This is a genomic window from Streptomyces sp. NPDC002835 (assembly GCF_053591995.1).
Genome location: NZ_JBSFUW010000010.1, coordinates 94,580 through 119,470 on the forward strand (window position 1 = coordinate 94,580; position 24,891 = coordinate 119,470).

Annotated in this window: 23 protein-coding genes, 1 tRNA gene and 1 pseudogene; 9 read left to right on the plus strand and 16 right to left on the minus strand. The window is 71.7% G+C overall.

What is annotated here, in order from left to right; all coding sequences use genetic code 11:
• Window positions 1–14: 14 nt before the first annotated feature.
• The 5 genes from ACWD01_RS13665 to ACWD01_RS13685 form a co-directional block, all read right to left on the minus strand.
• Entirely contained in the window at window positions 15–476 is a 462-nt protein-coding gene (locus ACWD01_RS13665) for an organic hydroperoxide resistance protein (protein ID WP_451161282.1), read from the minus strand.
• 154 nt (window positions 477–630) lie between these two features.
• On the minus strand, window positions 631–1,104 hold the full coding sequence (locus tag ACWD01_RS13670; protein ID WP_451161516.1) for a MarR family winged helix-turn-helix transcriptional regulator: 474 nt from the start codon (window positions 1,102–1,104) through the stop codon (window positions 631–633).
• A 2-nt stretch (window positions 1,105–1,106) separates the two neighbouring features.
• The gene (locus ACWD01_RS13675) at window positions 1,107–1,889 is read right to left on the minus strand and encodes an energy-coupling factor ABC transporter ATP-binding protein (protein ID WP_451161284.1); all 783 of its coding nucleotides are present in this window, start codon (window positions 1,887–1,889) and stop codon (window positions 1,107–1,109) included.
• Entirely contained in the window at window positions 1,886–2,647 is a 762-nt protein-coding gene (cbiQ, locus tag ACWD01_RS13680; RefSeq protein WP_451161286.1) for a cobalt ECF transporter T component CbiQ, read from the minus strand. The genes ACWD01_RS13675 and cbiQ overlap by 4 nt, the downstream gene beginning before the upstream one ends.
• 12 nt (window positions 2,648–2,659) lie before the next feature.
• Entirely contained in the window at window positions 2,660–3,739 is a 1,080-nt protein-coding gene (locus ACWD01_RS13685; RefSeq protein ID WP_451161288.1) for an energy-coupling factor ABC transporter permease, read from the minus strand.
• A 167-nt stretch (window positions 3,740–3,906) separates the two neighbouring features.
• Here ACWD01_RS13685 and ACWD01_RS13690 point away from each other — a divergent pair, with 167 nt between their 5' ends.
• On the plus strand, window positions 3,907–4,248 hold the full coding sequence (locus ACWD01_RS13690) for an SsgA family sporulation/cell division regulator (RefSeq protein WP_356896444.1): 342 nt from the start codon (window positions 3,907–3,909) through the stop codon (window positions 4,246–4,248).
• A gap of 207 nt (window positions 4,249–4,455) precedes the next feature.
• Here the strand turns inward: ACWD01_RS13690 and ACWD01_RS13695 are convergent, their stop codons facing one another.
• Both ACWD01_RS13695 and ACWD01_RS13700 read right to left on the minus strand, forming a co-directional pair.
• Window positions 4,456–6,621, minus strand: a complete 2,166-nt coding sequence (locus tag ACWD01_RS13695; protein ID WP_451161291.1) for an MMPL family transporter — start codon at window positions 6,619–6,621, stop codon at window positions 4,456–4,458.
• A 114-nt stretch (window positions 6,622–6,735) separates the two neighbouring features.
• Window positions 6,736–7,308 carry a TetR/AcrR family transcriptional regulator gene (locus ACWD01_RS13700; RefSeq protein WP_356896440.1) on the minus strand — a complete coding sequence of 191 codons (573 nt, stop codon included), beginning with the start codon at window positions 7,306–7,308 and terminating at the stop codon, window positions 6,736–6,738.
• Between the two features lie 199 nt (window positions 7,309–7,507).
• On the opposite strand from ACWD01_RS13700, the gene ACWD01_RS13705 reads away from it, so the two are divergent.
• Window positions 7,508–10,915 (plus strand): S41 family peptidase, encoded by a 3,408-nt coding sequence (locus ACWD01_RS13705; RefSeq protein WP_451161293.1) that lies wholly within the window; start codon window positions 7,508–7,510, stop codon window positions 10,913–10,915.
• A gap of 63 nt (window positions 10,916–10,978) precedes the next feature.
• On the opposite strand, the gene ACWD01_RS13710 is transcribed toward ACWD01_RS13705, so the two are convergent.
• The gene (locus ACWD01_RS13710) at window positions 10,979–11,605 is read right to left on the minus strand and encodes a MerR family transcriptional regulator (protein WP_451161518.1); all 627 of its coding nucleotides are present in this window, start codon (window positions 11,603–11,605) and stop codon (window positions 10,979–10,981) included.
• A 170-nt stretch (window positions 11,606–11,775) separates the two neighbouring features.
• Here ACWD01_RS13710 and ACWD01_RS13715 point away from each other — a divergent pair, with 170 nt between their 5' ends.
• The 4 genes from ACWD01_RS13715 to ACWD01_RS13730 all read left to right on the plus strand — a co-directional run bounded on the left by ACWD01_RS13715 (window position 11,776) and on the right by ACWD01_RS13730 (window position 15,479).
• A complete protein-coding gene (locus ACWD01_RS13715) occupies window positions 11,776–13,326 on the plus strand; it encodes a flavin-containing monooxygenase (RefSeq protein ID WP_451161295.1) in 1,551 nt (516 codons plus the stop codon).
• Window positions 13,323–14,261, plus strand: coding sequence for an alpha/beta fold hydrolase (locus ACWD01_RS13720; protein WP_451161297.1), 939 nt, complete (start codon window positions 13,323–13,325; stop codon window positions 14,259–14,261). Before ACWD01_RS13715 ends, ACWD01_RS13720 begins: the two co-directional genes overlap by 4 nt.
• Window positions 14,258–15,139: an SDR family oxidoreductase gene (locus tag ACWD01_RS13725; protein WP_451161299.1), complete on the plus strand. Its 882-nt coding sequence runs from the start codon at window positions 14,258–14,260 to the stop codon at window positions 15,137–15,139. The genes ACWD01_RS13720 and ACWD01_RS13725 overlap by 4 nt, the downstream gene beginning before the upstream one ends.
• A 106-nt stretch (window positions 15,140–15,245) precedes the next feature.
• Window positions 15,246–15,479, plus strand: coding sequence for a hypothetical protein (locus ACWD01_RS13730; protein WP_451161301.1), 234 nt, complete (start codon window positions 15,246–15,248; stop codon window positions 15,477–15,479).
• Window positions 15,480–15,586: 107 nt separating this feature from the next.
• Here the strand turns inward: ACWD01_RS13730 and ACWD01_RS13735 are convergent, their stop codons facing one another.
• Complete coding sequence (locus tag ACWD01_RS13735) at window positions 15,587–16,384, minus strand: exodeoxyribonuclease III (protein WP_451161303.1); 798 nt, start codon at window positions 16,382–16,384, stop codon at window positions 15,587–15,589.
• 50 nt (window positions 16,385–16,434) lie between these two features.
• On the opposite strand from ACWD01_RS13735, the gene ACWD01_RS13740 reads away from it, so the two are divergent.
• The 3 genes from ACWD01_RS13740 to ACWD01_RS13750 all read left to right on the plus strand — a co-directional run bounded on the left by ACWD01_RS13740 (window position 16,435) and on the right by ACWD01_RS13750 (window position 19,218).
• Window positions 16,435–16,920 carry a GNAT family N-acetyltransferase gene (locus ACWD01_RS13740; protein ID WP_451161305.1) on the plus strand — a complete coding sequence of 162 codons (486 nt, stop codon included), beginning with the start codon at window positions 16,435–16,437 and terminating at the stop codon, window positions 16,918–16,920.
• A 110-nt stretch (window positions 16,921–17,030) separates the two neighbouring features.
• Window positions 17,031–17,981, plus strand: coding sequence for a peptidase (locus ACWD01_RS13745; RefSeq protein ID WP_451161307.1), 951 nt, complete (start codon window positions 17,031–17,033; stop codon window positions 17,979–17,981).
• Between the two features lie 256 nt (window positions 17,982–18,237).
• Complete coding sequence (locus ACWD01_RS13750) at window positions 18,238–19,218, plus strand: serine hydrolase domain-containing protein (protein ID WP_451161309.1); 981 nt, start codon at window positions 18,238–18,240, stop codon at window positions 19,216–19,218.
• A 183-nt stretch (window positions 19,219–19,401) separates the two neighbouring features.
• Here the strand turns inward: ACWD01_RS13750 and ACWD01_RS13755 are convergent.
• The 7 genes and pseudogenes from ACWD01_RS13755 to galU all read right to left on the minus strand — a co-directional run bounded on the left by ACWD01_RS13755 (window position 19,402) and on the right by galU (window position 24,814).
• Window positions 19,402–19,475: transfer RNA gene (locus tag ACWD01_RS13755), tRNA-Ala, on the minus strand.
• Between the two features lie 95 nt (window positions 19,476–19,570).
• Window positions 19,571–20,665 carry a divisome protein SepX/GlpR gene (sepX, locus tag ACWD01_RS13760; protein WP_451161311.1) on the minus strand — a complete coding sequence of 365 codons (1,095 nt, stop codon included), beginning with the start codon at window positions 20,663–20,665 and terminating at the stop codon, window positions 19,571–19,573.
• 136 nt (window positions 20,666–20,801) lie between these two features.
• Window positions 20,802–21,431: a GNAT family N-acetyltransferase gene (locus ACWD01_RS13765; RefSeq protein ID WP_451161313.1), complete on the minus strand. Its 630-nt coding sequence runs from the start codon at window positions 21,429–21,431 to the stop codon at window positions 20,802–20,804.
• Window positions 21,428–21,934, minus strand: a complete 507-nt coding sequence (locus ACWD01_RS13770) for a MogA/MoaB family molybdenum cofactor biosynthesis protein (RefSeq protein ID WP_451161315.1) — start codon at window positions 21,932–21,934, stop codon at window positions 21,428–21,430. Before ACWD01_RS13770 ends, ACWD01_RS13765 begins: the two co-directional genes overlap by 4 nt.
• Window positions 21,935–22,035: 101 nt before the next feature.
• A pseudogene (moaC, locus tag ACWD01_RS13775) lies at window positions 22,036–22,509 on the minus strand (cyclic pyranopterin monophosphate synthase MoaC); the annotation flags it as partial.
• A gap of 72 nt (window positions 22,510–22,581) precedes the next feature.
• Window positions 22,582–23,883, minus strand: a complete 1,302-nt coding sequence (gene glp, locus ACWD01_RS13780; protein ID WP_451161317.1) for a molybdotransferase-like divisome protein Glp — start codon at window positions 23,881–23,883, stop codon at window positions 22,582–22,584.
• A 4-nt stretch (window positions 23,884–23,887) separates the two neighbouring features.
• Window positions 23,888–24,814 (minus strand): UTP--glucose-1-phosphate uridylyltransferase GalU, encoded by a 927-nt coding sequence (gene galU / locus ACWD01_RS13785; protein ID WP_451161319.1) that lies wholly within the window; start codon window positions 24,812–24,814, stop codon window positions 23,888–23,890.
• Window positions 24,815–24,891 lie beyond the last annotated feature (77 nt).

Here is a 24,891-nt window from a genome sequence, read left to right on the forward strand (position 1 = left end):
CGGCCCGGGGGCGGTCAGCTGAGCACGATGGAGACGTCGATGTTGTCGCGGGTGGCGTTGGAGTACGGGCAGACCTGGTGGGCGGCGCCCACGAGCCGCGAGGCGAGGTCCTGGTCGACGAGCGGCAGCGAGACGTTGAGGGCGACCGCGAGGCCGTAACCGCGCGCCTCGTTGGGGCCGATGCCGACCTTGGCGGCGACGGTCGAGCCGCTGAGGTCGAGGCCGGCGCGGCGGCCGACGAGCACCAGGGCGTTGTGGAAGCAGGCGCTGTAGCCGGCGGCGAAGAGCTGTTCCGGGTTGGTGCCGCGGCCGTCGCCGCCGAGCGCGGGCGGCATGGCCACGCGTAGCTCGATCTGCCCGTCGTGACTGGTCACATAGCCGTCGCGGCCGCCGTGGGCGGTGGCTTCCGCCATGTACATGATCTTGGTCGGGCGGGTGTCCACCGAGTCGTTGGTACCGACGGCCTGTTCGCTCATGCTGCGTCCCCGAGGTGCGTGCGCCGGTGGATCCGCATCGCGTGGCCCGGCGCGTGGTTTCTTCGCGGAATAACGGAATTTACATCGCGCACAATGTATCGGAGGCCGGACGGCTTTGTTACTCCGGGGTAGGTACTTTCTGCCCCGGTGCGGCCTACTCCGGTGCGGCCTTCGCGGCCGTCTCCGCAAGCCGGTGCAGGTCGGCGCGGAGCCGGACGATCTCCGGCCCCTCCAGACCGGTGCTCACCAGCAGCTGCTCGGGCACCTTCCCGGCCCGCTCCCGCAGCGCCTCCCCCTCGTCCGTGAGCACCAGCCGCACCGAACGCTCGTCGGCCGCCGAGCGCTCCCGCCGCACCAGGCCCGCCGCCTCCAGCCGCTTGAGCAGCGGCGAGACCGTGCCGTAGTCGAGCCGCAGCGCCGAGCCCAGCTCCTTGACCGGGATCTCGCCGCGCTCCCACAGCACCAGCATCGTGAGGTACTGCGGATAGGTCAGGCCGAGCTCGGCGAGCAGCGGCCGGTAGGCGGCCGTGACCGCCCGCTGCGCCGCGTACAGCGCGAAGCACAGCTGGTCGTCGAGCAGCAGGGACGCTGTCGCCGCCCCGCTCCGGTCCTCATGTCCGCGCTCCATGTTCACGCGCCTATTGTCACGGACCTCGGGTCGAAGCCGAAGGGCAGCTCCAGCCGGTGTGCGCGCATCAGCTCGTCGTCGCCCAGCACCTCCTGGGTGGGGCCGTCGGCGGCGATCACGCCGTCGCTGAGGATCACCGCCCTGGGGCACAGCTCCAGGGCGTACGGCAGGTCGTGCGTGACCATCAGCACGGTGACGTCCAACGAGCGCAGGATGTCGGCCAGTTCACGGCGCGAGGCCGGGTCCAGATTGGACGAGGGCTCGTCGAGCACCAGGATCTCCGGCTCCATCGAGAGCACGGTCGCGACGGCGACCCGGCGGCGCTGCCCGAAGGACAGGTGGTGCGGGGGCCGGTCGGCGAAGGCGGCCATGCCGACGCGCTCCAGCGCGGTCATGACGCGGGCCTCCAGCTCGGCGCCGCGTATCCCGGCCGACGCCGGGCCGAAGGCCACGTCCTCGCGGACCGACGGCATGAACAGCTGGTCGTCCGGGTCCTGGAAGACGATGCCGACGCGGCGGCGGATCTCCGCGAGGTTCTTGCGGCCGACGGGCAGCCCGGCCACGGCGACGGAGCCGACGCCGCCGGTGAGGATGCCGTTGAGGTGCAGGACGAGCGTGGTCTTGCCCGCGCCGTTGGGGCCGAGGACGGCGACCCGTTCGCCGCGTCCGACGGTCAGGTCGACGCCGAACAGGGCCTGGTGGCCGTCGGGGTAGGCGTACGCGAGTCCGCGCACGTCGAGGGAGGGGGGCGGGGCGCCCTCCGCGGAGTCGGTACGGGCAGTCATAGCGTCCATCCCAGCAGACAGACCGCGAGCGCGGTCACGGGCAGTGCGGCGGCGGAGGACCACTGGGCCCGGGTCGCCCGCGTCTCGTCGAGGACCGGCATCGTCCCGGTGTACCCCCGGCTGACCATCGCGAGGTGCACCCGCTCGCCGCGCTCGTAGGAGCGGATGAACAGCGCGCCGGCCGACTTGGCGAGCACGCCCCAGTGGCGCACGCCGCGCGCCTCGAAGCCGCGCGAGCGGCGGGCGATCGACATCCGACGCATCTCGTCGGCGATGACGTCGCCGTAACGGATCATGAAGGAGGCGATCTGGACCAGCAGCGACGGCAGCCGCAGCCGCTGGAGGCCGAGCAGCAGCGAGCGCAGTTCGGTGGTCGAGGCGAGGATCACGGAGGCGGCGACGCCGAGCGTCCCCTTGGCGAGGATGTTCCAGGCGCCCCACAGGCCGGGCACGGAGAGGGAGATCCCCAGCACCTCGGTGTGCTCGCCGGGCACCACGAAGGGCATCAGCAGCGCGAAGGCCACGAACGGGATCTCGATCAGCAGCCGCTTCAGCAGGAAGCCCGCCGGAATGCGCGCCGCGGCCGCGACCGCGCCGAGCAGCACCGCGTACAGCCCGAAGGCCCAGACGGCCTCCCGCGGGGTGGAGACGACGACCAGGACGAAACAGAGGACGGCGAGCAGCTTGCAGTGCGCCGGCAGCGCGTGCACCGACGAGTGGCCGTGGCGGTAGAGCTTGTGCGCGTGTCCCGCGCCCATGTCGGCGGCCGCCTATCCGACGGAGCTGTGGACGGATTCGGGCCTGGCGTCGTCGCCGCGGCGCCGGCGCACCACGTAGAAGACGCCGCTGCCGGCGGCCACGGTCGCGCCGACGCCGATCACCCCGGCGAGGCCGACGGAGAGCCGCTCGTCCCCGATGTCCTTGACGCCGTAGTCCGCGAGCGGGGAGTCGGCGGCAGCGTGCTCCTCGGCCGACTTGTCGAAGCCCTTGTCCGAGGCGACCTTCTCCAGGCCGTCGGGGCTGGCGGAGGCGTAGAAGGAGACGAAGCCGGCGAGGACGAGGCTGGTGACCAGGCCGCCCAGCAACAGCCGGCGCGGCGAACGGGCGGCGGCCGGCACGGGCTCGGCGGCGGGCGCGTCCACCAGCTCGCCGCCGACGCGGAGCTTGAGCGGCACGGACAGGCCGCGGGCCCCGTACACGAGGTCGGGCCGCACGGCGACGACGGCGCCCACGGTCAGCATGGTGATCACGGCCTCGCCGACGCCGATGAGGACATGGACGCCGACCATCGCGGTGAGGACGGAGCCGACGGGGACCTCGGTGACGCCGCCGACCGCGTAGACGAGGGTGAAGGCGGCGGCCGACGCGGGCACGGAGACCAGCGCGGCGACGAAGGACGCACCGGTCACGGAACGGCGGGTGCGCGGCAGGATCTTCACCAGGCCGCGGAAGAGGCCGTACGCGACGAGGACGGTGACGACGCCCATGACGGTGATGTTGACGCCGAGCGCGGTGAGGCCGCCGTCGGCGAAGAGGATGCCCTGCATCAGCAGCACGACCGCGATGCAGAGCACACCGGTGAACGGCCCGACGAGGATGGCCGCCAGCGCACCGCCGAGCAGATGCCCGCTGGTGCCGGCGGCGACGGGGAAGTTGAGCATCTGCACGGCGAAGACGAACGCGGCAACCAGGCCCGCGAGCGGCGCCGTACGGTCGGCGCCGGGCAGCGCGGCCGGTGATCCGCCCAGCTCACGGCGGGCGCCGCGGAGGCTGACGGCGACCGCTCCGGCGGCCACGACCCCGGCGGCCACCGAGACGGGCGCATTGATGAATCCGTCGGGGACATGCATGGAGAGCTCCGCTTCGGACAGACGAACAACTGCTCAATGATAGTGGCCAGCTGCGAACGACTTGCAAGAGCGCATGAGTCACACCTGAGCCGGCACCCGAGGACGGAGCACCGCTCCCGAAATATGGGACATTAGAGACAAAGCGAATGAAGGTGAGGAGCTTGCCGATGTCGCACGCCGTCAAAGAGCAGGCAAGTGGCCGGATCGTCACCGACGCTCCTCAGCACCGGCCGGTCCGGGTCTTCCTGACGTACGACCCCGCCGAGGATCCCGGAGCCGTCAGCTTCGCCTTCCCCAGCGGCAGGGAGTGGACCTTCCCGCGTGAGCTCCTCGAATCGGGGCTGCGGCAGCCGGCCAGGGACGGCGACATCGGCATCTGGCCGTGCGGCCGGGTCCAGGCGATCATCGAGTTCCACACGTCGGACGGCGTCGCCGTCGTCCAGTTCGACGCGAAGACGCTGATCCGGTTCCTCCGGCACACCTACGCGGTGGCGACCCCGGCGCTCTGAGGCCCCGCCCCGCACGTACAAGCCCCCACACATACAAGCCCCGCACACACAAAAGGCGGCCGTATCCGCCGGCCCCATGCCCGGCGGATACGGCCGCTGTCCCGTGCCGGTCCCCGTCCCCACGGTGCCGCCACGGACGCCGGGAGCCCGCTCTCCCGGTGACGCGGCCGTGCCGCGCCACCGGGGACCCCCGGGGTCTGCGGGACCTCAGACGCGGACCAGTTCGCGATCCTCGTCCTGGTCGCCCGGGCCCTCCGCGAGCTCCTTGCGGAGCTTCTCGCCCTCCACGTCGACGTCGGGCAGCGCCCGGTCGAGCCAGCGGGGCAGCCACCAGGCCTTGTGGCCCAGCAGCGCGAGCACGGCGGGCACGATCGCCATCCGGACCACGAACGCGTCGAAGAAGACGGCGATCGCGAGACCGAAGCCGATCATCTTGACCATCTGCTCGCTGGACCCGATGAAGCCGGAGAAGACGGCGATCATGATGATGGCGGCGGCGGTGACCACCCGGGCCCCGTGCCGGAAGCCGGTGACGATCGCCTCGCCGGGCCGCTCGCCGTGGACGTACGCCTCCCGCATCCGGGTGACCAGGAAGACCTCGTAGTCCATGGCCAGACCGAAGACGACGCCCACCATGAAGATCGGCATCATCGACATGATCGGGCCGGTCTGCTCGACCCCGAACAGCGAGCCCAGCCAGCCCCACTGGAAGACGGCCACGACCGCGCCGAGCGCCGCGACGACCGACAGCAGGAAGCCGAGGGCGGCCTTGAGCGGCACCAGGACGGACCGGAAGACCAGCATCAGCAGCAGGAAGGCGAGACCGACGACGAGCGCGAGATAGGGCAGCAGCGCGTCGTTCATCTTCTGCGAGAAGTCGATGTTCATGGCGGTGGCGCCGGTGACGAGCACCTCCCCGCCGCTGCGGTCACGGATGTCGTGGACCAGGTCCTCGGTCTCGACCGAGGACGGCCGGTCCTTGGGGATCACCGTGATCATCGCGGCGTCGCCGGCCTTGTTGAGCGTCGGCGGGGTCACGGCGGCGGTGCCGTCGAGCCCCTTGATCACCTCGACCGTGCGGTCCGCGGCGCTCTTGCCGCCGTCGACGACGACCAGCAGCGGGCCGTTGAAGCCGGGCCCGAAGCCGTCGGACAGCAGGTCGTACGCCCTGCGCTCGGTGGCGCTCGTGGGCTTCGCGCCGTCGTCGGGCAGGCCCATCTCCAGCGAGGCGGCGGGCACGGCGACGGCGCCGAGGCCCAGCACACCGGCGAGCAGCACGGTCACCGGGCGGCGCAGCACGAGGCGTGCCCAGCGGGTTCCGGCGTTCGGCTTGTCCGGGACCGGCTCGCCCTTGCGGACCTTGCGGCCCAGCACCCGCCTGCCCGCGAAGCCGAGCAGCGCCGGGATCAGGGTGAGCGCGATCAGGACGGCGATGACGACGGTGCCGGCCGCGGCGAAGCCCATCTTGGTGAGCATCGGGATGTTGACGACGGCGAGGCCGACCAGCGCGATGACGACGGTCAGACCGGCGAAGACGACCGCGGAGCCGGCGGTGCCGACGGCCCGCCCGGCCGCTTCCTCGTGCTCCCGGCCCTCCGCCAGTTCGGCGCGGTAGCGGGAGACGATGAAGAGCGCGTAGTCGATGCCGACGGCGAGGCCGATCATCATCGCGAGGGTCGAGGTGGTGGAGCCGAGGTCGAGGACACTCGCCAGCGCGGTGATCGTGGAGATACCGATGCCGACGCCGATGATCGCGGTGAGCAGCGGCAGTCCGGCGGCGACCATCGAACCAAAGGTGATCACCAGGACGATGCCCGCGACGACCACGCCGATGACCTCGCCGAGGCCCTGCTCCGGCATGGTCTGCAGCGCGTCACCGCCGATCTCCACCGTCAGTCCCGCGTCGCGCGCCCCAGTGCCCGTCTCCTTGAGCGCCTCGCGCGTCTCCTTGGTCACCTCCATCGCGCTGACCTTGTACGTGACCGAGATGTACGCGGTGGAGCCGTCCTGCGAGACGGCCCGCACGGCGTACGGGTCGGTGACGGAGGCGACCTGGTCGGAGCCGTCCTTCAGCTCGGAGACCGCCTTCTCCACCTCGGCCTTGTAGCCCGCGTCGGTCATCTTCTCGCCGTCGGGGGCCTTGAAGACGACCCGGGCGGTGGCGCCGTCGGCGCTGCCTCCCGGGAAGCGCTCCTCGAGCAGGTCGAAGGCCTTCTGGGCCTCCGTCCCCGGGATGGAGAAGGACGAGGAGGTGGCGGTGGGGGCGGTGGCCGCACCGACCCCGGCTATCGCGAGCAGCGCCACCCACAACAGGGCGACGAGGCGGCGTCGCCTGAAGGCGGACCGTCCGAGTTTGTAGAGAAACGTGGCCACGAGGGCTACTCCCGTTTATGAGGGTGTACAGGGCATGGGGAGCCGGCCCGACGACGAGAGCGGCGCGCGTCAGGTGGTGCGGTCGTGCTGCGGGGAGAGGGCGACCCGGGGAGGTCAGACGCCGAGGGCGGGGAGGACCACGGCGTCGAGATAGTCGGTGAGGAAGGCTTGGTCGGGGGTGCGGTCCTCGATCAGATGCCGGACGACGAACGCGCCGACCAGCATGTGCGGCACGTAACCCAGCGCCGGGTTGTCCGCACTGATCTCGCCCCGGTCCACGGCCCGCCGCAGCAGCGCGTCGAGTCCGGTCATCTCCGGCTCGATCAGCAGCTCACGCAGGGCCGTGTGGAGATCCGGATGGGCGTGGATCGCCTGGGCCAGACCCCGCATCAGCGCGGAGTCCTTCTCCATCTGACAGTCGTCGGTCCGTCCGACCATGGCGTGGAAGTCACCGCGCAGGGTGCCGGTGTCGATGTCACCGACCTGCACGGGCTTGCTGTGCTTGAGCGCCGTCGCGACCAGCTCGGGTTTGCTCTTCCACTGGCGGTAGAGCGTGGCCTTGCTGGAGCGCGTGCGGGCGGCCACGGCGTCCATGGTCAGGGCGTCGTAACCGACCTCGCGGAGCAGGTCGAGCACTGCTTCGTACAGCTGCGCCTCGCGCTCCGGGGTGAGCCGGCTGCGTGTCATGCCGGCCTCCCGGGTCGCAGTCGATCGAACGAAACTGTTTCGTACACATCGAGGCTACCCCTCACCCTCGGCGAAACGAAACCGTTTCGCTTGTGGCCTCGGTCACGGCCCGCCGCCGGCCGGCCCCGCTCGGCATCCGGCGGAAATTGACCCGGGCCCACGAGTTGCCGCACCCCCACCGCGCGGAAAGCATTGGGGGGTGAGTGACGACGTCGCGTATCTCCGTTTCCCGCATCTGCACGACGACTTGCTGTGCTTCGCCGCCGAGGACGACCTGTGGGTCGCACCGCTGGCGCCGGAGGGGCACCGGCCCGGCCGGGCGTGGCGGCTGACCGTGGACCGCACCAGAGTCGGCCACCCGCGCTTCTCCCCGGACGGCCGCCACATCGCGTACACGAACTGGCGCAGCCTCGACCCGGAGATCCACCTGGCGCCCGTCGAGGGCGGACCGGCGCGCAGGCTCAGCTACTGGGGCTCCACCGACACCCGGGTCTGCGGCTGGACACCCGACGGCCAGATCCTCGCGGTCTCCTCGCACGGCCAGCCGTTCTCCTACTTCTCCTGGGCATACAGCGTCCCGACCGACGGCTCCCCCGGCGGCCGGCTCCCCTGGGGACCGGTCTCCGACATCGCCGTCACCGACGAGTCGGAGGGCCCCTCCCACGCCGGCGGCACCGGCTGTGAGCGGCGCACCCTGCTGCTCACCGGCAAGCCGCCGCACGAGCCCGCCGCCTGGAAGCGCTACCGCGGCGGGGCGACGGGCCGGCTGTGGCTGCACGGCGAACGGCTGCTCCCCGACCTGAACGGCCACCTCGACTGCCCGATGTTCATCCGCGGCGACGGCTCCGCCCGGTGGTCCGAGGACGACGGACGGATCGCCTTCCTCTCCGACCACGAGGGCGTCGCGAACCTCTACTCGTGCCGCCCCGACGGCACCGGCCTGCGCCGCCACACCGACCACGACGCCTTCTACGCCCGGCACGCGTCGAGCGACGGCCGCCGGGTCGTCTACCAGTGCGCCGGGGACCTGTGGATCGTCGAGGACGTGACCTCGCCGGACTCGGTGCCGCGCAAGCTGGAGGTACGGCTCGGCGGCCCGCGCGCCGGGCGCCGGACGTACCAGGTGCCGGCCGCCGGCAACGTGAACGCGATCTCGGTCGACGAGACCGGACGGGCCAGCGCCGTCAACGTACGCGGCAGCCTGTACTGGCTCACCCACCGCGACGGTCCCGCCCGGACCATCGCCGACACCCCCGGCGTCCGGGTACGGCTGCCGAAGATGCTGGGGAGCGGCGGCCAGGTCGCCTATGTGACCGACGCGGACGGCGACGACGCGATCGAGATCGCCTCCCTGCCGCGCGCGACCGGGCCGCGCGAACCGCGCCGGCTGGCCTCGGGCAGGCTCGGGCGGGTGCTGGAGATGGTCGCCGACGAGGAGGGCGAACGGATCGCCGTCGCGTCGCACGACGGCCGGCTGCTGCTGGTCGACACCGCGGAGGCGGTGGACACGCCCGCGGGGGCCACGATGTGGCAGGAGCCCGACGAGCAGCGCGAGGCGGCGGGGACCGAGAAGCCCGAGGAGCCCGCGGAGCCTGCTGCGCCGTCGGCCGAGGTCACCGAGCTGGTCCGGTCCGGGAACGGTCCCGTGCGGGACCTCGCCTTCTCGCCCGACGGGACCTGGCTGACCTGGTCCCAGCCCGGCATCGGACGCTCGCTGCGGCAGATCCGGATGGCCAGGATCTCCGACCGTACGATCGTGGACGTCACCGACGGCCGTTTCGAGGACGAGAACCCGGTCTTCACCAGCGACGGTCGCTATCTCGCCTTCCTCTCCTGGCGCGGCTTCGACCCCGTCTACGACGTGCACACCGGCGACCTGTCCTTCCCGCTCGGCTGCCGCCCCTATCTGGTGCCGCTGTCCTCCGCGACCCCCTCGCCGTTCGCGCTCACGCCGGAGGGCCGCCCCGCCGCCGGAGGACTCGACCCGCTGGCGGAGTCCCCCGACAGCACGGTCCTCGTGGAGACGCAGGGCCTGGAGAGCCGGGTGACGCCGTTCCCGGTCGCCGCGTCCAAGTACTCGGCGCTGCACCCGGTCGCCGGCGGCGGTCTCGTCTGGCTGCGCTGGCCCATCTCCGGCGCCCTGGGCGAGACGTTCGTCAATCCGGCCGACACCTCCGGCCGGCCGACGCTGGAGCACTTCGACATCTCCAAGGCGCGCAGGACCGAACTGGTCGGCCATCTCGACTGGTTCGCGGTCAGCGGCGACGGCACCCGGCTCGTCGTCGTCGACGAGGGCGACCTGCGCGCCGTGCCCGCCACGGAGTCGGGCGACAGCGACACCACCGTCTTCCTCGACATGCGCCGCATCCTGCACGAGGTGGACCCGGTCTCCGAATGGCGGCAGGCCTACGGAGAGGCCGGCCGCATCATCCGGGACTACTTCTGGGAACCGGACATGTGCGGCATCGACTGGGCCGGGGTGCTGGAGCAGTACCGCCCGCTGGTCGAACGGGTCGCCTCCCCGGACGAGTTCGCCGACCTGATGCGCGAGGTCCTCGGCGAACTGGGCACCTCCCACGCGTACGTCACCGGGGCGCGCCGCAACGAGGGGCCGCCGCACTACCAGCGGGCCATCGGGCTGCTGGGCGCCAACCTGGTGTGCCGGGACGGGAAATGGGTGGTCAAGCGCATCCTCCCGGGCGAGTCCTCCGACTCCAGGGCCCGCTCCCCGCTGGCCGGCACGGGCATCAGGGAGGGCGCGGTCCTCACCCATGTCGACGGCCGTCCGGTCGACCCGGTGCGCGGGCCGTACCCGATGCTCGCCGCGGCGGGCGGTACGACGGTCGAGCTGACGTTCCTGCCCGCACCGGGGGAGGGCCGCCCGCGCCGGGTCGCCGTCGTCCCGCTGATCGACGAGCGTCCGCTGCGCTACCAGGACTGGGTCGCCAAACGGCGGGCCGTCGTACGGGAGGCGAGCGACGGCAAGTGCGGCTATCTACACATCCCCGACATGGGCGGCTCCGGCTGGGCGCAGTTCAACCGCGATCTGCGCATGGAGGTCTCGCGGCCCGCGCTCATCGTGGACGTGCGCGGCAACGCGGGCGGTCACATCAGCGAACTGGTCATCGAGACGCTCACCCGCAAGATCCTGGGCTGGGACCTGACGCGCAACGCGGAGCCGGTCTCCTACACCTCCAACGCCCCACGCGGACCGGTCGTCGCGCTCGCCGACGAGGCGACCTCGTCGGACGGGGACATGATCACGGCGGCATTCAAGCTGCTGGGTCTCGGCCCGGTCGTGGGCTCCCGCACCTGGGGCGGCGTGGTCGGCATGACGGGCCGCCACCGCCTTGGCGACGGCACGGTGATCACGGTCCCGATGAACGCGGCCTGGTTCGACGCGTACGGCTGGTCGATCGAGAACCACGGCGTCGAACCGGACCTGGACGCCCTGCGCACCCCGCTGGACTGGGCCGAGGGGCGTCATGTGGGGCTCGACGACGCGATCCGGCTGGCGCTGGACATGCTGAAGGCGGCGCCGGCCGCCGTGCCGCCGGACTACTCGGGCGCCCCCGACCTGCGCCGGCCCCCGCTGCCGCCGCGCTGACCGGGAGCCGCCCGGCCCGGGCGCGCGGTCCGGCCCGGGCGCGCGGTCCGTTTCCGGTACGGCTCAGGGCTGGGGAGGCCTGCGCAGGCGGCGGTCCATCGCCATGGACAGCTCCGCGTCGACGACGCTCTTCGCGAGCGGGCGCAGCTTCTCCAGCTGGTCGTCGGCGCTGTGCTCGGACAGGACCTCGGTGAACAGTTCGGCCAGGGCCTCCGCGTGCACCCGCACCTGGCGGCCCGCCTCCAGCACGGCCGCGAGCGGGACGCCCTGGCGGACCAGTGCGGCCGAGACGTCGAGCAGACGGCGGCTGATGTGGACGATCTCGTCGCCGTCGGTCGCGAGATAGCCGAGTTCGAGCGCGGTGGCCAGATTCTCCGCGGTGACCTCGCCCTCGAAGTAGTCGGCGAGCGCCTCCGGAGTGAGCCGGACCGGGGTCTCCTCGGTCGGTTCGCCGAGGCCCAGGACCTCGCCGACGTCCCGGCCGGTCTCGAAGGCGGTGGCCAGGTCGGCGATCCCGTTGAGGGTGTGGCCGCGCTCCAGCAGCGCGGCGATCGTCCGCAGCCTGGCCAGGTGGTGCTCGTCGTACCAGGCGATCCTGCCCTCCCGGCGGGGCGGTGGGATCAGCCCGCGCTCCCGGTAGAAGCGCAGGGTGCGCACCGTGATCCCAGCCTCCCTGGCCAATTCCTCCATGCGGTACTCGCGCGCTTCCGTCACACCGGAAGCCTATGTTGTACCGCCGGTAACTTGTCGCGCCCAACCCCTACCGCTCAGTAGGCCGCTGCTCTACCCTCCCAACCATGCCAGTGATTGCTGGCAGTGTTTTTGGGTTCGGCAGGGACGTTCCAGCGGGAGGCGGCGGCATGGGCCAGCAGCAGCACGAACACGTACGGGTGGCGGTGATCGGATCCGGCTTCGGCGGCCTCGGGGCTGCCGTCCGGCTGCGCCGCGAGGGAATCACCGACTTCGTCGTCCTTGAGCGAGCGGCCTCGGTGGGCGGCACCTGGCGGGACAACAGCTACCCGGGCTGTGCCTGTGACGTGCCCTCGCACCTGTACTCGTTCTCCTTCGCGCCCAACCCCGACTGGCCCCGCACCTTCTCCGGCCAGGAGCACATCCGGGCGTATCTGGAGCATGTGACGGACACCTTCCGGCTCCGCCCGCATCTGCGCCTCGAGCACGAAGTGCTGATGATGCGCTGGGACACCGACGAACTGCGCTGGGAGATCGAGACCTCGCAGGGCACGCTGACGGCCGATGTCGTCGTCTCCGCGACCGGACCGCTGTCCGACCCGAAGATGCCCGACGTCCCGGGTCTCGCCGACTTCCCCGGCAAGGTCTTCCACTCGGCGCGCTGGGACCACGACTACGACCTGACCGGCAAGCGCGTCGCGATGATCGGGACCGGCGCGTCCGCGATCCAGATCGTGCCCTCGATCCAGCCGAAGGTCGACAGCCTCATCCTCTTCCAGCGCACTCCCCCGTGGGTCATGCCGCGGATGGACCGGAAGATCTCCGGGGCGGAGCGCTGGCTGCACCGGCAGCTGCCGTTCACCAGCGCCGCCCGGCGCGGACTGCTGTGGGGCATCAGGGAGCTCCAGGTCCAGGCGTTCACCAAGCGACCGAACGAGCTGGGCCTCGTCGAGCAGCTGGCCAAGGCCAACATGCGCAAGGCGATCAAGGACCCGGAGCTGCGGGCCAGGCTGACGCCCTCGTACCGCATCGGCTGCAAGCGCATCCTGCTCTCCAGCACCTACTACCCGGCGCTCGCGCAGCCCAATGTGGACGTCGTCGCCTCCGGGCTCAAGGAGGTGCGCGGCTCGACCCTGGTCGCCGCGGACGGCACCGAGACCGAGGTCGACGCGATCATCTTCGGTACCGGCTTCCACGTCACGGACATGCCGATCGCCGAGCGGGTCGTCGGCGCGGAGGGGATCACGCTCGGGGAGGCGTGGAAGGACGGCATGGAGTCGCTGCGCGGCGCGACCGCGGCCGGCTTCCCCAACTGGATGACGATCATCGGCCCGAACACCGGGCTCGGGAACTCCTCCATGATCCTGATGATCGAGTCGCAGCTGAACTACCTGGCGGACTACATGCGGCAGTTGAACCTCCTCGGCGAGGGCACCGCGCTCACGGCCCGGCCGTCCTCCGTCCACGCCTGGAACCGCCGTGTGCAGGAGCGGATGAAGCGGACCGTGTGGAACACCGGCGGCTGCACCAGCTGGTACCTGGACGCGAGCGGCCGCAACACCACCATCTGGCCCGGCACCACCACCGAGTTCCGCAGCGCGACCCGTCACGTCGACCTCGCCGAGTACGAGGTGATCAGGGCCGCCGCGGACAGGAAACCGGTCGCGGCGGGCGGGCCGAAGGCCACGAGCGGTACGAAGGACGCGGAGGCCGTCGCATGAGCCGGCTGCTGCAGCGCGCCAACCCCGCGCCCGTCCCCGACCGCGAGCTGACCGCCGTCTCCGCCGACGGATCACGCATCCATGTCGAGGTGCACGGCCCCGATGGGGGCACCTCCCGGGCCGAAGGCTCCGGGGGAGCCCCCACCGTCGTCCTGGCCCACGGCTGGACCTGCTCCACCCTCTTCTGGTCCGCGCAGATACGGGACCTGGCGGCGGACCACCGCGTCGTCGTCTACGACCAGCGCGGCCACGGCCGCACACCGGCCGGGCCCGTCGGCACCGACCGCCTCGCCGACGACCTGGAGGCCGTGCTCGCGGCCGTCCTGGCGCCGGACGAGAAGGCCGTGCTCGCCGGCCACTCCATGGGCGGCATGACGATGATGGCCGCGTCCGGGCGGGCCGGCTTCCGCGAGCACGCGGCCGCCGTACTGCTGTGCAGCACGGGCAGCGCACGGCTCGTCGACGAGTCCCTGGTGCTGCCGATGCGGCCCGGGCGGCTGCGGACCCGGCTGACGCATCTGATCCTCGGCGCCCGACTCCCGCTCGGCCCGGTCACGCCTGTCTCCCGGCGCATCCTCAAGTACGCCACCATGGGCCCCGGTTCGGCGCCGGAGCGGGTCGACGCGTGCGCCCGTATCGTCCACGCCTGCCCGCGCGCCGCGCGGGTGGCCTGGTCGCGCGTCCTCGGTGAACTCGACCTGGACCAGGGGGTGCGGGGGCTGGACGTCCCTGCGGTCGTCGTCGCCGGCACGGCCGACCGGCTCACGCCGGTCGTGCACGCCGAGCGGCTGGCAGCCGCCCTCCCCCAGTGCCTCGAACTGGTGGAGCTCCCCGGGACGGGCCACATGACACCGGTGGAGGCCCCGGAGACCGTCACCGCCAAGATCCGCGAGCTGGTCCGTACATACCTGGACGTGAAGGAGGAGGCCGCATGAGCAAGGTGAGCCTCGAGGGACAGGTCGCGGTCGTCACCGGCGCGGCGCGGGGCGTCGGCGAGCTGCTGGCGCGCAAACTCTCCGCGCGCGGCGCGAAGGTGGCGCTGGTCGGCCTCGAGCCCGACGAGTTGAAGAAGGTCGCGGCCCGGCTGCACACCGAGGCCGACCACTGGCACGCGGACGTCACCGACCACGAGGCGATGGCGCGGGTGGCGCATGAGGTCAAGGAGCGCTTCGGCAAGGTCGACATCGTCGTCGCCAACGCGGGCGTCGCGACCGGCGGTCCGTTCCTGCGCTCCGACCCGGACTCCTGGCGGCGCGTCATCGAGGTCAATCTGATCGGAAGTGCCGTGACGGCGCGGGCGTTTCTGCCCGTACTGATGGAGAGCCGGGGCTACCTGCTCCAGATCGCGTCCCTCGCCGCGATCACCCCCGCCCCGATGATGTCGGCGTACTGCGCGTCCAAGTCGGGCGTGGAGGCGTTCGCGCACAGCCTGCGGGCGGAGGTCGGCCACCGGGGCGTCCGGGTCGGCGTCGGCTATCTCTCCTGGACCGACACCGACATGGTGCGCGGCGCGGACCAGGACGACGTGATGCGCGAGCTGCGCCAGCGGCTGCCGTGGCCGTCGAACCGCACGTATCCGCTGGGCCCGGCGGTGGACCGGATCGTGGCGGGCATCGAGCGGCGCTCCGCGCATGTGTACGGACAGTGGTGGCTGCGCGGGATGCAGTCGATCCGCGGCTATCTGCCGGCGCTCATCGGGACGGTGGGACAGCGCGAGATGCGCCGTTTCGAGCCCCGTCTCGGGTCCGTCTCGACCGGGCTCGTGGGGGCCGGCGGGGCCGCTGACGAGGCCGTACGCACGCAGAGCCACTGAGCGTCACTGATCGAAATGCGCGGTGTGCGGGTGCGTGCCAGGCTGGTCGCAGCCCCGGGGGCATGATCGCCCCCGACCCCCCACACGCTTCAAGGAGTGACTTTCCATGGGCATCTCGGACCAGTTCAAGGACAAGGCCAACGAGCTCGCGGACCAGGCGAAGCAGAAGTCCGGCAAGGGTGACCCGTCGCAGCGCGCACGCCGCGCCAAGGACGAGGCCTCGGAGCGGATGCAGGATCGCGAGCAGCAGCAGGGCGGCCGGTCCAAGGAGTCCATGCAGGAGCGCGGCGAGGGCGCGATGCGTGAGCGCCGTGACAGGCTCGAGGACTACGACGCCTGACGAGGCGGCGTAGGCCACCGGCCTGCGGACGAGGGGCGCACCCGCACACGCGGGTGCGCCCTTTCCGTGTGTCTTCGGCCGCCGGGCGAACCCCCTTGCGGGCGGGCTCAGTTCTCGTAGACCGCCGTCACGGGCGCGTGGTCGGACCACCGTTCGCCGTGTGTCGCCGCCCGTTCCACCCACGCCTTGACCGCTCGCTTCGCCAGACCGGCCGTCGCCACCTGGTGGTCGATGCGCCAGCCCGAGTCGTTGTCGAAGGCCCGGCCGCGGTAGGACCACCAGGTGTACGGGCCCTCCTGGTCGGGGTGGAGGGCGCGGACCACGTCCACGTACTCCGCCTCGTCGAAGACCCGGCCGAGCCACTCCCGCTCCTCGGGGAGGAAGCCGGAGTTCTTCTTGTTGCCCTTCCAGTTCTTGAGGTCGGCCTCGCGGTGCGCGATGTTCCAGTCGCCGCAGACGACGACCTCGCGGCCGTCGGCCGCCGCGCGGGCCCGCAGCTCCTTCAGGTACGGCAGGAACTCGCCCATGAAGCGCATCTTCTCGTCCTGCCGCTCCGTGCCGACCTGCCCCGACGGCAGGTAGAGGCTGGCGACCGTGACCCCCGGCAGGTCGGCCTCGACGTACCGCCCGCTGCCGTCGAACTCGCTCGAGCCGAAGCCGATCCGCACCGCGTCGGGTTCGCGCCGCGTGTAGACGGAGACGCCCGCGCGGCCCTTCGCCGCGGCCGGGGCGTGCACCGTGAACCAGCCGTCGGGGTCGCGCACCTCGGCCGGGAGCTGGTCGGCGGTGGCGCGGACCTCCTGGAGGCAGATCGCGTCGGCGGCAGTCGTCGCCAGCCACTCGACGAAACCCTTCTTCGCGGCGGCCCGGAGACCGTTCACATTCACGCTGGTCACGGTGAGCATCCCGGCACCTTACCGGCAGACGCCATTCGCATACACGTACGCTTTCCGGCATGCATGTCAGAACTGTGGGCTTCGATCACCCGGACGCGGTGAAGCTCAACGACCAGGTCCAGCTCGAGTACGTCGAGCGTTACGGGGACGACGGTGACGCCACACCGCTCGACCCCTCGATGTTCGTGCCGCCGCGTGGCCTTTATCTCATCGCCTACGACAACCAGGACCGGCCCCTGGCGACCGGCGGCTGGCGCACCCAGGACGAGAACCCGGAGGGGTACTCGGACGGTGACGCCGAGCTCAAGCGCATGTATGTGATCCCCGAGGCACGCGGCCGGGGGCTGGCCCGCCGTATCCTCGCCGCGCTCGAGGACGACGCCCGGGCGGCCGGCCGGATCCGCATGGTGCTGGAGACCGGTGACATGCAGCCGGAGGCGATCGCGCTCTACGCCTCCAGCGGCTACGAGCCGTGCGCCAAGTTCGGCTACTACCGGGAGTACCCGAGCAGCCTCTGCATGGCGAAGTTTTTGACGCGACCCTGACATATTTGAGCGATTCGTGGGACCCTGCCTCACGCACGCCGATCCGCACCACCCTCGCCCCCTCCCCGCCCGAGCACGACCGCGGGCGGGCACGGCAGAAGGAGACATGCGTGAGACGCCACCGCTTAGCCGCCTCGGTCCTGACCGCCGTCGGCGCCCTGCTCGCCGGGGCGCTGACCGCCACCACGGCGGACGCCGCCCCCTCCCCCACACCCCGCCCCGCCTCCTTCGCGCCGAAGCAGGCGGCCGAGGGCTTCTGGACCGCCGAGCGGATGCGCGGCGCCACCCCGCTCGACCTGATCCGAGCCCTTCCCGGCACCACCCTCCGGACGCCCGCGCCGGCCGCCTCGGCCAAGGAGACGGTCATCGCCCCCACCTCCTTCCCACAGGCCGGCGGCCCGTGGACCGGCGGCGGCTCGGTGGTGAAAACCTCCGGCCGGGTGTTCTTCACCTTCCAGGGCCGTACGGCCTCCTGCTCCGGCAACTCGGTCACCAGCCAGAACGGCAGCACGGTCATGACCGCCGGCCACTGCGTGAAGTACCAGGGCTCCTGGCACACCGACTGGGTCTTCGTCCCCGGCTACGACAACGGCCAGGCCCCGTACGGCCGGTGGAGCGCCACCCGCACTCTCGCCACGCAGCAGTGGGCGGCGAGCGAGGACATCAACTACGACGTCGGCGCCGCGGTCGTCGCCCCGCAGAACGGCAGGACACTCGCCGAGACGGTCGGGGCGCAGGGCCTGAGGTTCAACGGCGGCTACAACAAGGCGATGTACGCCTTCGGCTTCCCGGCGGCCGACCCGTACGACGGAAGCAAACTGATCCACTGCAGCGGCAACAGCTCGAAGGACTTCCTCTTCTCCCAGGACCACAGCCTCGGCTGCAACATGACGGGCGGCTCCAGCGGCGGCCCCTGGTTCGAGTCCTTCGACGAGTCCACCGGCACCGGCCTCCAGGTCTCGGTGAACAGCTTCGGCTACCGCTTCCTGCCCAACCGTATGTTCGGCCCGTACTTCGGCCCGGAGGCGAAGGCGGTCTACGACCAGGCCCAGGCGTCCTGACGCGCTGAGCCGCTGCGCACGGCCCCGGAAAGGAACGGCCGGGCCCGGTTGCCGTCCCTCGGCGCCCGGGAAATGGCGAGAGCCCCTGTCGGAAGAATCCGACCGGGGCTCTCAGCTGCGGTGGGGTGTTCACGAATCGGTCCGGCCTTGATGTTCGTCAGGAATGGACGATCGCTCCCCGCCGGCGGGCGGCCGTTCCCCGGATCGATTGTCCGAAGGGCACCGAACAAGCGAGCGGGATGGCTACGGTGACCCGATGGATGAGGTCCACGGCTTGAGCGGGTCCGTGTTGGTGTTGCGTGGGCCGGAGGTCGTCATGCGGGTGTCGGCCGGCACGGCGGACACCGGCACCGGGTCGGTGTGTACGTCGGAGACACGGTTCCAGGTCGGGTCGGTGAGCAAGCAGTTCACGGCGGCGGCGGCGATGCTCCTGGTCGAAGACGGGGCCCTGGCCGTGGACGACCCGATTGCCGAGTCGCTGCCCGGCTGCCCGCCCCGATGGCGGGATGTGACGCTGCACCACCTGCTGTCCCACACCTCGGGTTTGGGGCACTGGCCGGAGCTGCCCGGTTTCGACACCAGCGCGGTGCGGGACGCGGACGAGTTCCTGGAGCGGTTCGCGACGGTGCCGCTGCGCGGTGCGCCCGGTACCGCGTGGCGCTACAGCTCGCCGGGCTATCTCCTCGTCGCGCGGATCGTCGAGCAGATCAGCGGCCACCGGTACGGGGACTTCGTCACCGAGCGGATCCTGCGCCCGCTGGGCTTGGAGGCCACTGCCGTCGGCGTTCCCGCGCCGGGAGCGGTGGCGCATGGCTACCGGGGCGGCCGACGGGTGGACGTGGCGGAGTTCGCAGCGCTGCCCGGAGCCGGGGACGTCTGGTCGACCGTGGGCGACCTGGCCCGCTACACCTCAGCGTTCAATGCCGGAGGCGTGGTCACTTCTTCGTCACATGAGGCGATGATCGCCGCACACGCGCCAATCGCGGCAGACCCAGGCGCTGACGGACTCGTTGCCGCTGACAGCTACGGATACGGCTACTGCCTCGGTACCCTCGCCGGCCACCCCGCTCGCTTCCATCCGGGAGACAACCCCGGCTATCGGTCGTTCCTCGGCCGGCTGCCCGAGCTCGACGCGACCGTCGTGATCCTGTCCAACAGCGAGGACACCGATGTCGGGGACGTGCTGCGGCAGGTCATGCCGGCGGTGACGACCGGCGAGCCGCGCTGTCGTCGATGACGGCGCGGGCTGGGCGATCAGTTCGGCGTCGGGGCGGGGCGGTCAGTTCGTCGCCGGCCGCGACGTGCGCCCCCCGGATCACGATGCAGGGCGCGCAAGATCAGACCTGGTTGCTGCACTTCACTGCTGAACAAAAGGCGAGAGCCCCAGTCGGAAGAATCCGACTGGGGCTCTCAGCTGCGGTGGACCTGTGGGGATTTGAACCCCAGACCCCCTCGATGCGAACGAGGTGCGCTACCAGACTGCGCCACAGGCCCTTGCAACGAGTGAAACTCTAGCATCCCGATCGGGGTGCTTGGAAATCCGTTCCCGGGGGGTCGCCGTGCAGGTCACGGGCACGCCGGGAGTGGTGTCACTCGTTGGCCGCGCGCGGCCGGTCCTCGTCCGCGTACTGGTCGAAGAGCGGCGTGCGGCCGCGGTCGCGGGCGCGGCGGGGCTGGGGGGTGCGGCGGCCCGCGGGGGCGTCGGCGGGCGGGTCCGGTGTCTCGCGGCGGGACGGCGTGGGCTCGGCCGTGGAGGAGCGGGCCGCGCTCCACGTCTCCGGATCGCTGACGTCCACGCCGCTCGACGCGCGCGGCGCGACGGGCGCGGTGACGTACGTCGGTAGCGGGACCGGGACCGGCTCCCAGCTGTCGCCGGTCACGGGGCCGCGCTGGCGCTGCTGGTCGACCCACTCCGCGTGGTCGGTCTGCTCGACGAGCGCGCGGCGGCCGGCCTCCTGCGGGGAGAGCTTCGGCGCCGGCTCGGGCTCGGCGCGCTCCGCGGGCTCCTCGTCGGGCAGGGGCGCCTCCGCGACCGCCTGGTGACGGCGGGGGCGGTTCTCGCGGAGCCGCTGGGCCGCGGCCTCGGCCCGCCGGCGGTCCATCGTGAAGGCGAAGCGCCGCCGTTCCTGGGCGCGCATCTGGACGATGTAGGCGCTGAGGAGGACCGCGGGCACAGCGGGCGCCCACAGGAAACCGAGCCCGCCGACGGCCGCGACCACCGCGCCGAGGGTGAACCCGAGGAAGAGGACCGTGGTCGTACGCCTGCGCCGGGCGAGCACCTTGCTGCGGCGCGCGCGCTCGGCTGCCGCGGCGCGCTCGGAGCGACGGGCGGGCCCGGGGCGACGCGCGGCGGCCCGGTCGGCGTCCTGCTCGGCGCTCTCACCGGCGTCCCGGCGAACCTCGGTTCGGGGCGCGGCGAAGGCCCGGACGTCCACGGAACTCAAACGGTCCGTGACGGCATCCGGGTCCACGTCGGGCTCGGGCTGCTCGGCGGTGCGTTCCCGCAGCTCCCTGGCGTAACGGCGCTCCATGGCCGCGCGTCCGGACAGCAGCCGGATGGCGGTGGAGAAGCGCTCCGTCGGACGGGCTTCGTTCAGCTCGTCCTGCCTGCGGAGCCACATCGGCACCAAGTAGGCGGCCCAGGCCCCGACGATGACTGCGTAGATGAGGCCGCTGCTGCTCACGCAACACACCGTAGAGGGATTCGCGCCAGGGCATCCGCCAATTGGCCCGGTGTGTCGCACGATCTGGCTGATATCACGGAACTTTTTTGTGATTGTTCAGATCGAACCACGGCCGGGAGTGACCAATTTCGAACACTTATTTTATTCCCCTGGCCGTTCCGGGTCGTGCCTGGTGCCAGCGGTGGACCATGCCCTCCGGCACCTCCTCCGCCGTCAGCGCAAAGACGAGGTGGTCCCGCCACGCGCCGTCGATGTGAAGATATCGAGGACGCAGACCCTCTTCACGGAATCCGAGTTTCTCCACGACGCGGCGGCTGGGCTCGTTCTCCGGGCGAATGCAGACCTCGATCCGGTGCAGGCCGATCGAGCGGAAGCAGTGGTCCACGGCGAGAGCGACCGCCGTCGGCATGACGCCGCGGCCGGCGACGCTCCGGTCGACCCAGTACCCCACATGGCCCGAGCACATCGAGCCCCAGGTGATCCCGGCGACGGTCAGCTGTCCGACGAGGGCGCCCTGGTAGTCGATCACGAACGGCAGCATCCGGCCGGCGTTCGCCTCCGAGCGCAGATGGCGGACCATCTGCCGGTACGTCGGGCGCTGGACGACCGGGCCGCCCGGGGCCGGCGGCGGGATCGTCGCCTCCCAGGGGCGCAGCCAGTCGCGGTTGCGCCGGTTGACCTCACGCCAGGCCCGTTGGTCGCGCAGCTTTATGGGGCGGAGGGTGACGTCTCCGTCCACCAGGACGACGGGCCAGCTGACGCTCATGACTCGCCGGTATGGTCGCCGCCGCGCAGCTGGTCGACGGCATGGCGCAGGATCGGCTCCAGGACCGTGAGCCCGTCCCGTACTCCCCCGGTGGAACCCGGGAGGTTGACGATCAGCGTGCGGCCTGCGACGCCGGCGACGCCGCGCGACAGCACGGCGGTCGGCACCTTCGCGCGGCCGTGGGCGCGGATCGCCTCCGGGATGCCGGGGACCTCGTGGTCGAGGAGGGCGCGGGTGACGTCGGGGGTCCGGTCGGTGGGCGAGATGCCGGTGCCGCCGGTGGTGACGATGACGTCGTACCGGTCGGCCACGCCCGCGCGCAGCGCCTCGCCGACCGGGTCGCCGTCGGGGACGACCCGGGGGCCGTCCACAGCGAAGCCCATCACCGTGAGCTTCTCGGCGATGACCGGGCCGCCCCGGTCCTCGTAGACACCGGCGGACGCCCGGTTGGACGCGGTGACGACCAGTGCCCGGTAGGGGGCGGTGGCGTGCTCGGCGGTCATGCGTGCGCTCCCTGCGTTCCCGGCGCCCCCTCTGAACCCTGCGCTCCCGCAGAGCCCTGCGCCTGCGATGCCTGCGGTGCCCGGGACGCCCGCGCGGCCTCACGGGTCCAGTCGCCGGACTTGCCGCCCGACTTCTCCTCGACGCGGATGTCGGTGATGACGGCCGTCTTGTCGACGGCCTTGATCATGTCCACGACGGTGAGGGCGGCGACGGAGACCGCTGTGAGCGCCTCCATCTCCACGCCCGTGCGGTCCGTCGTCTTCACCGTCGCGGTGATCTCGACCGCGTCGTCGGCGACGAGAAGGTCCAGCTTCACGCCGGAGACGGCGAGCGGGTGGCAGAGCGGGATCAGAACGGGGGTGCGCTTCGCCCCCATGATCCCGGCGATCCGTGCCGTGGCGAGGGCATCACCCTTGGGGACGCCCTCACCGCGCAGCAACTCCACCACGTGCGACGAGACCAGGACGCGGCCGGTGGCACGGGCGGTGCGGGCGGTGACGTCCTTCCCGGATACGTCGACCATGCGGGCCGCCCCCGCCTCGTCGATGTGCGTCAGCCTGCCTTGCGTACTCATCTGCGCCTGTGCTCCCGGTCCGGGCCCGTCGCGGCCTGTGTGGTGTGACACGCTACCGCCACCGGGGGCCGGTCAGCCCAGGAGGACCACGACGACCTCGGTGCCGGGCTCCACCGACGTCTCGGACTCGGGAACGACGATCAGACAGTCGGCGTGGGCGAGGGCCGCGACCAGATGGGAGCCCGCGCCGCCGACCGGGGTGACGCTGCCGGACTCCGCGTCGTACGTGCCGCGGAGGAACTGGCGCTTGCCGGCCGGGGAGCCGAGCGCCTTGTCCGCCTTGAGCACGGCGCGCGCGGTCGGGCGGTGCACGTCCGGCAGGCCCATGAGCGTACGGATCGCGGGGCGGACGAACAGCTCGAACGAGACGTACGAAGACACCGGGTTGCCGGGCAGGGCCAGCAGCGGAGTGTGGTCCGGGCCGATGGAGCCGAAGCCCTGGGGCTTGCCCGGCTGCATGGCGAGCCTGCGGAAGTCGATCCCGCTGCCCGGCTCGTCCTCGTCGCCGACCGAGGAGAGCGCCTCCTTGACCACGTCGTACGCGCCGACGCTCACGCCCCCCGTGGTGACCAGCAGGTCGGCGCGGACGAGCTGGTCCTCGATGGTGGCGCGCAGGGTCTCGGCGTCGTCGGTGACCGCGCCGACCCGGTACGAGATCGCGCCCGCGTCCCGCGCCGCGGCGGCGAGCGCGAAGCTGTTGGAGTCGTAGATCCTGCCCTCGGTCAACTCCTCGCCGGGCTGGACCAGTTCGCTGCCGGTCGACATGACCACCACCCGGGGGCGGGGGCGGACGCGCACCGTGCCGCGGCCGATCGCGGCGAGCAGCCCGATTTGGGGCGGCCCGAGGACCGTGCCGGCTTCGAGGGCGAGGTCGCCCACCTGTACGTCGCTACCGCGGGCCCGCACATGGGCGCGCTCCTCGGCGGGCCGGTGGACGCGGACCTCGCCGCTCGCGCCCTCGGGGGCCTCACCGGCCGGGAGCATGGTCAGGGCCGCTCCCCCGCCGGCGCCGCCGTCGGTCCACTCGACCGGGACGACGGCCTGCGCGCCGGGCGGCAGGGGGGCTCCGGTCATGATGCGGGCGGCCTGACCGGGGCCGACGGTCGGCAGAACGCCGCCGCCCGCGGCCACGTCGCCGATGACGGTCAGGACGGAGGGGAACTCCTCCGTGGCGCCCGCGACATCGGCGACCCGGACCGCGTACCCGTCCATGGAGCTGTTGTCGAACGGCGGCAGCGCGACCGGCACGGTGACGTCCTCGACGAGGACACAGCCCTGCGCGTCCGGCAGTTGCAACTCGATCGGGTCGAGCGGGCGGATCGCGGCGAGGATGTCCTCGAGGTGGTCGTCGACCGACCAGGTCGTACTGCTCACGGTCCTACATCTCCTCGGTCACAAAACTGCGCAGCCAGTCCCGGAACTCCGGGCCCAGGTCCTCACGTTCGCACGCGAGTCTGACAATGGCACGCAGATAGTCACCACGATCGCCGGTGTCATAGCGGCGGCCCTTGAAGACCACGCCGTGGACCGGACCGCCGGAGCTCACCGCGGCGTCCGTGGCCGACTGCTCGGCCTCCGCGAGCTTCTGCAGGGCGTCGGTGAGCTGGATCTCGCCGCCGCGGCCCGGCTCCGTCTCACGCAGTATGGCGAAGACGGCGGGGTCGAGGACATAGCGGCCGATGATCGCCAGATTGCTGGGCGCGTGGGCCGGGTCCGGCTTCTCCACCAGGTCGGTGATCTTGACGACGTCGCCCTCGGCGGTGGGCTTCACGGCGGCGCAGCCGTAGAGGTGGATCTGGGCCGGGTCGACCTCCATCAGCGCGATGACGCTGCCGCCCTCGCGCTCCTGCACCTCGACCATGCGCGCCAGGAGCGGGTCGCGCGGGTCGATCAGGTCGTCGCCGAGGAGGACCGCGAAGGGCTGGTCACCGACGTGCGGTTCGGCGCACAGCACGGCGTGGCCGAGGCCGCGCGGGTCGCCCTGTCGCACGTAGTGCATGGTGGCGAGGTCGCTGGACTCCTGGACCCTGGCGAGCCTCCCGGCGTCGCCCTTGCGGGAGAGCGCCTCCTCGAGCTCGTAGTTCCGGTCGAAGTGGTCCTCGAGGGGGCGCTTGTTGCGTCCCGTAATCATGAGCACGTCGGAGAGACCGGCCGCCACGGCCTCCTCCACGACGTACTGGATCGCGGGCTTGTCGACCACAGGCAGCATCTCTTTGGGAGTGGCTTTCGTGGCAGGCAGGAACCGGGTACCGAGGCCTGCGGCGGGGATGACAGCCTTGCTGATCCTGGAGTGCGACTGAGTCATGCGGAGACAATAACCGCTGAACATGGGCGGAAGATGATGCTCCGGTTAACTTCGTGACCATAAGGACGTGTACAAGA

Excerpts from the sequence above, each read along its gene's own strand:
- ACWD01_RS13720 (WP_451161297.1), top strand. The coding sequence starts at position 13,323 with ATGAGCCGGCTGCTGCAGCGCGCCAACCCCGCGCCCGTCCCCGACCGC.
- ACWD01_RS13715 (WP_451161295.1), top strand. The coding sequence starts at position 11,776 with ATGGGCCAGCAGCAGCACGAACACGTACGGGTGGCGGTGATCGGATCC.
- ACWD01_RS13685 (WP_451161288.1), bottom strand. The coding sequence starts at position 3,739 with ATGCATGTCCCCGACGGATTCATCAATGCGCCCGTCTCGGTGGCCGCC.
- ACWD01_RS13690 (WP_356896444.1), top strand. The coding sequence starts at position 3,907 with ATGTCGCACGCCGTCAAAGAGCAGGCAAGTGGCCGGATCGTCACCGAC.
- ACWD01_RS13765 (WP_451161313.1), bottom strand. The coding sequence starts at position 21,431 with ATGAGCGTCAGCTGGCCCGTCGTCCTGGTGGACGGAGACGTCACCCTC.
- galU (WP_451161319.1), bottom strand. The coding sequence starts at position 24,814 with ATGACTCAGTCGCACTCCAGGATCAGCAAGGCTGTCATCCCCGCCGCA.
- ACWD01_RS13675 (WP_451161284.1), bottom strand. The coding sequence starts at position 1,889 with ATGACTGCCCGTACCGACTCCGCGGAGGGCGCCCCGCCCCCCTCCCTC.
- ACWD01_RS13770 (WP_451161315.1), bottom strand. The coding sequence starts at position 21,934 with ATGACCGCCGAGCACGCCACCGCCCCCTACCGGGCACTGGTCGTCACC.
- ACWD01_RS13735 (WP_451161303.1), bottom strand. The coding sequence starts at position 16,384 with ATGCTCACCGTGACCAGCGTGAATGTGAACGGTCTCCGGGCCGCCGCG.
- cbiQ (WP_451161286.1), bottom strand. The coding sequence starts at position 2,647 with ATGGGCGCGGGACACGCGCACAAGCTCTACCGCCACGGCCACTCGTCG.
- ACWD01_RS13700 (WP_356896440.1), bottom strand. The coding sequence starts at position 7,308 with ATGACACGCAGCCGGCTCACCCCGGAGCGCGAGGCGCAGCTGTACGAA.
- ACWD01_RS13710 (WP_451161518.1), bottom strand. The coding sequence starts at position 11,605 with ATGGAGGAATTGGCCAGGGAGGCTGGGATCACGGTGCGCACCCTGCGC.
- ACWD01_RS13730 (WP_451161301.1), top strand. The coding sequence starts at position 15,246 with ATGGGCATCTCGGACCAGTTCAAGGACAAGGCCAACGAGCTCGCGGAC.
- ACWD01_RS13665 (WP_451161282.1), bottom strand. The coding sequence starts at position 476 with ATGAGCGAACAGGCCGTCGGTACCAACGACTCGGTGGACACCCGCCCG.
- ACWD01_RS13670 (WP_451161516.1), bottom strand. The coding sequence starts at position 1,104 with ATGGAGCGCGGACATGAGGACCGGAGCGGGGCGGCGACAGCGTCCCTG.
- ACWD01_RS13725 (WP_451161299.1), top strand. The coding sequence starts at position 14,258 with ATGAGCAAGGTGAGCCTCGAGGGACAGGTCGCGGTCGTCACCGGCGCG.
- ACWD01_RS13750 (WP_451161309.1), top strand. The coding sequence starts at position 18,238 with ATGGATGAGGTCCACGGCTTGAGCGGGTCCGTGTTGGTGTTGCGTGGG.
- ACWD01_RS13740 (WP_451161305.1), top strand. The coding sequence starts at position 16,435 with ATGCATGTCAGAACTGTGGGCTTCGATCACCCGGACGCGGTGAAGCTC.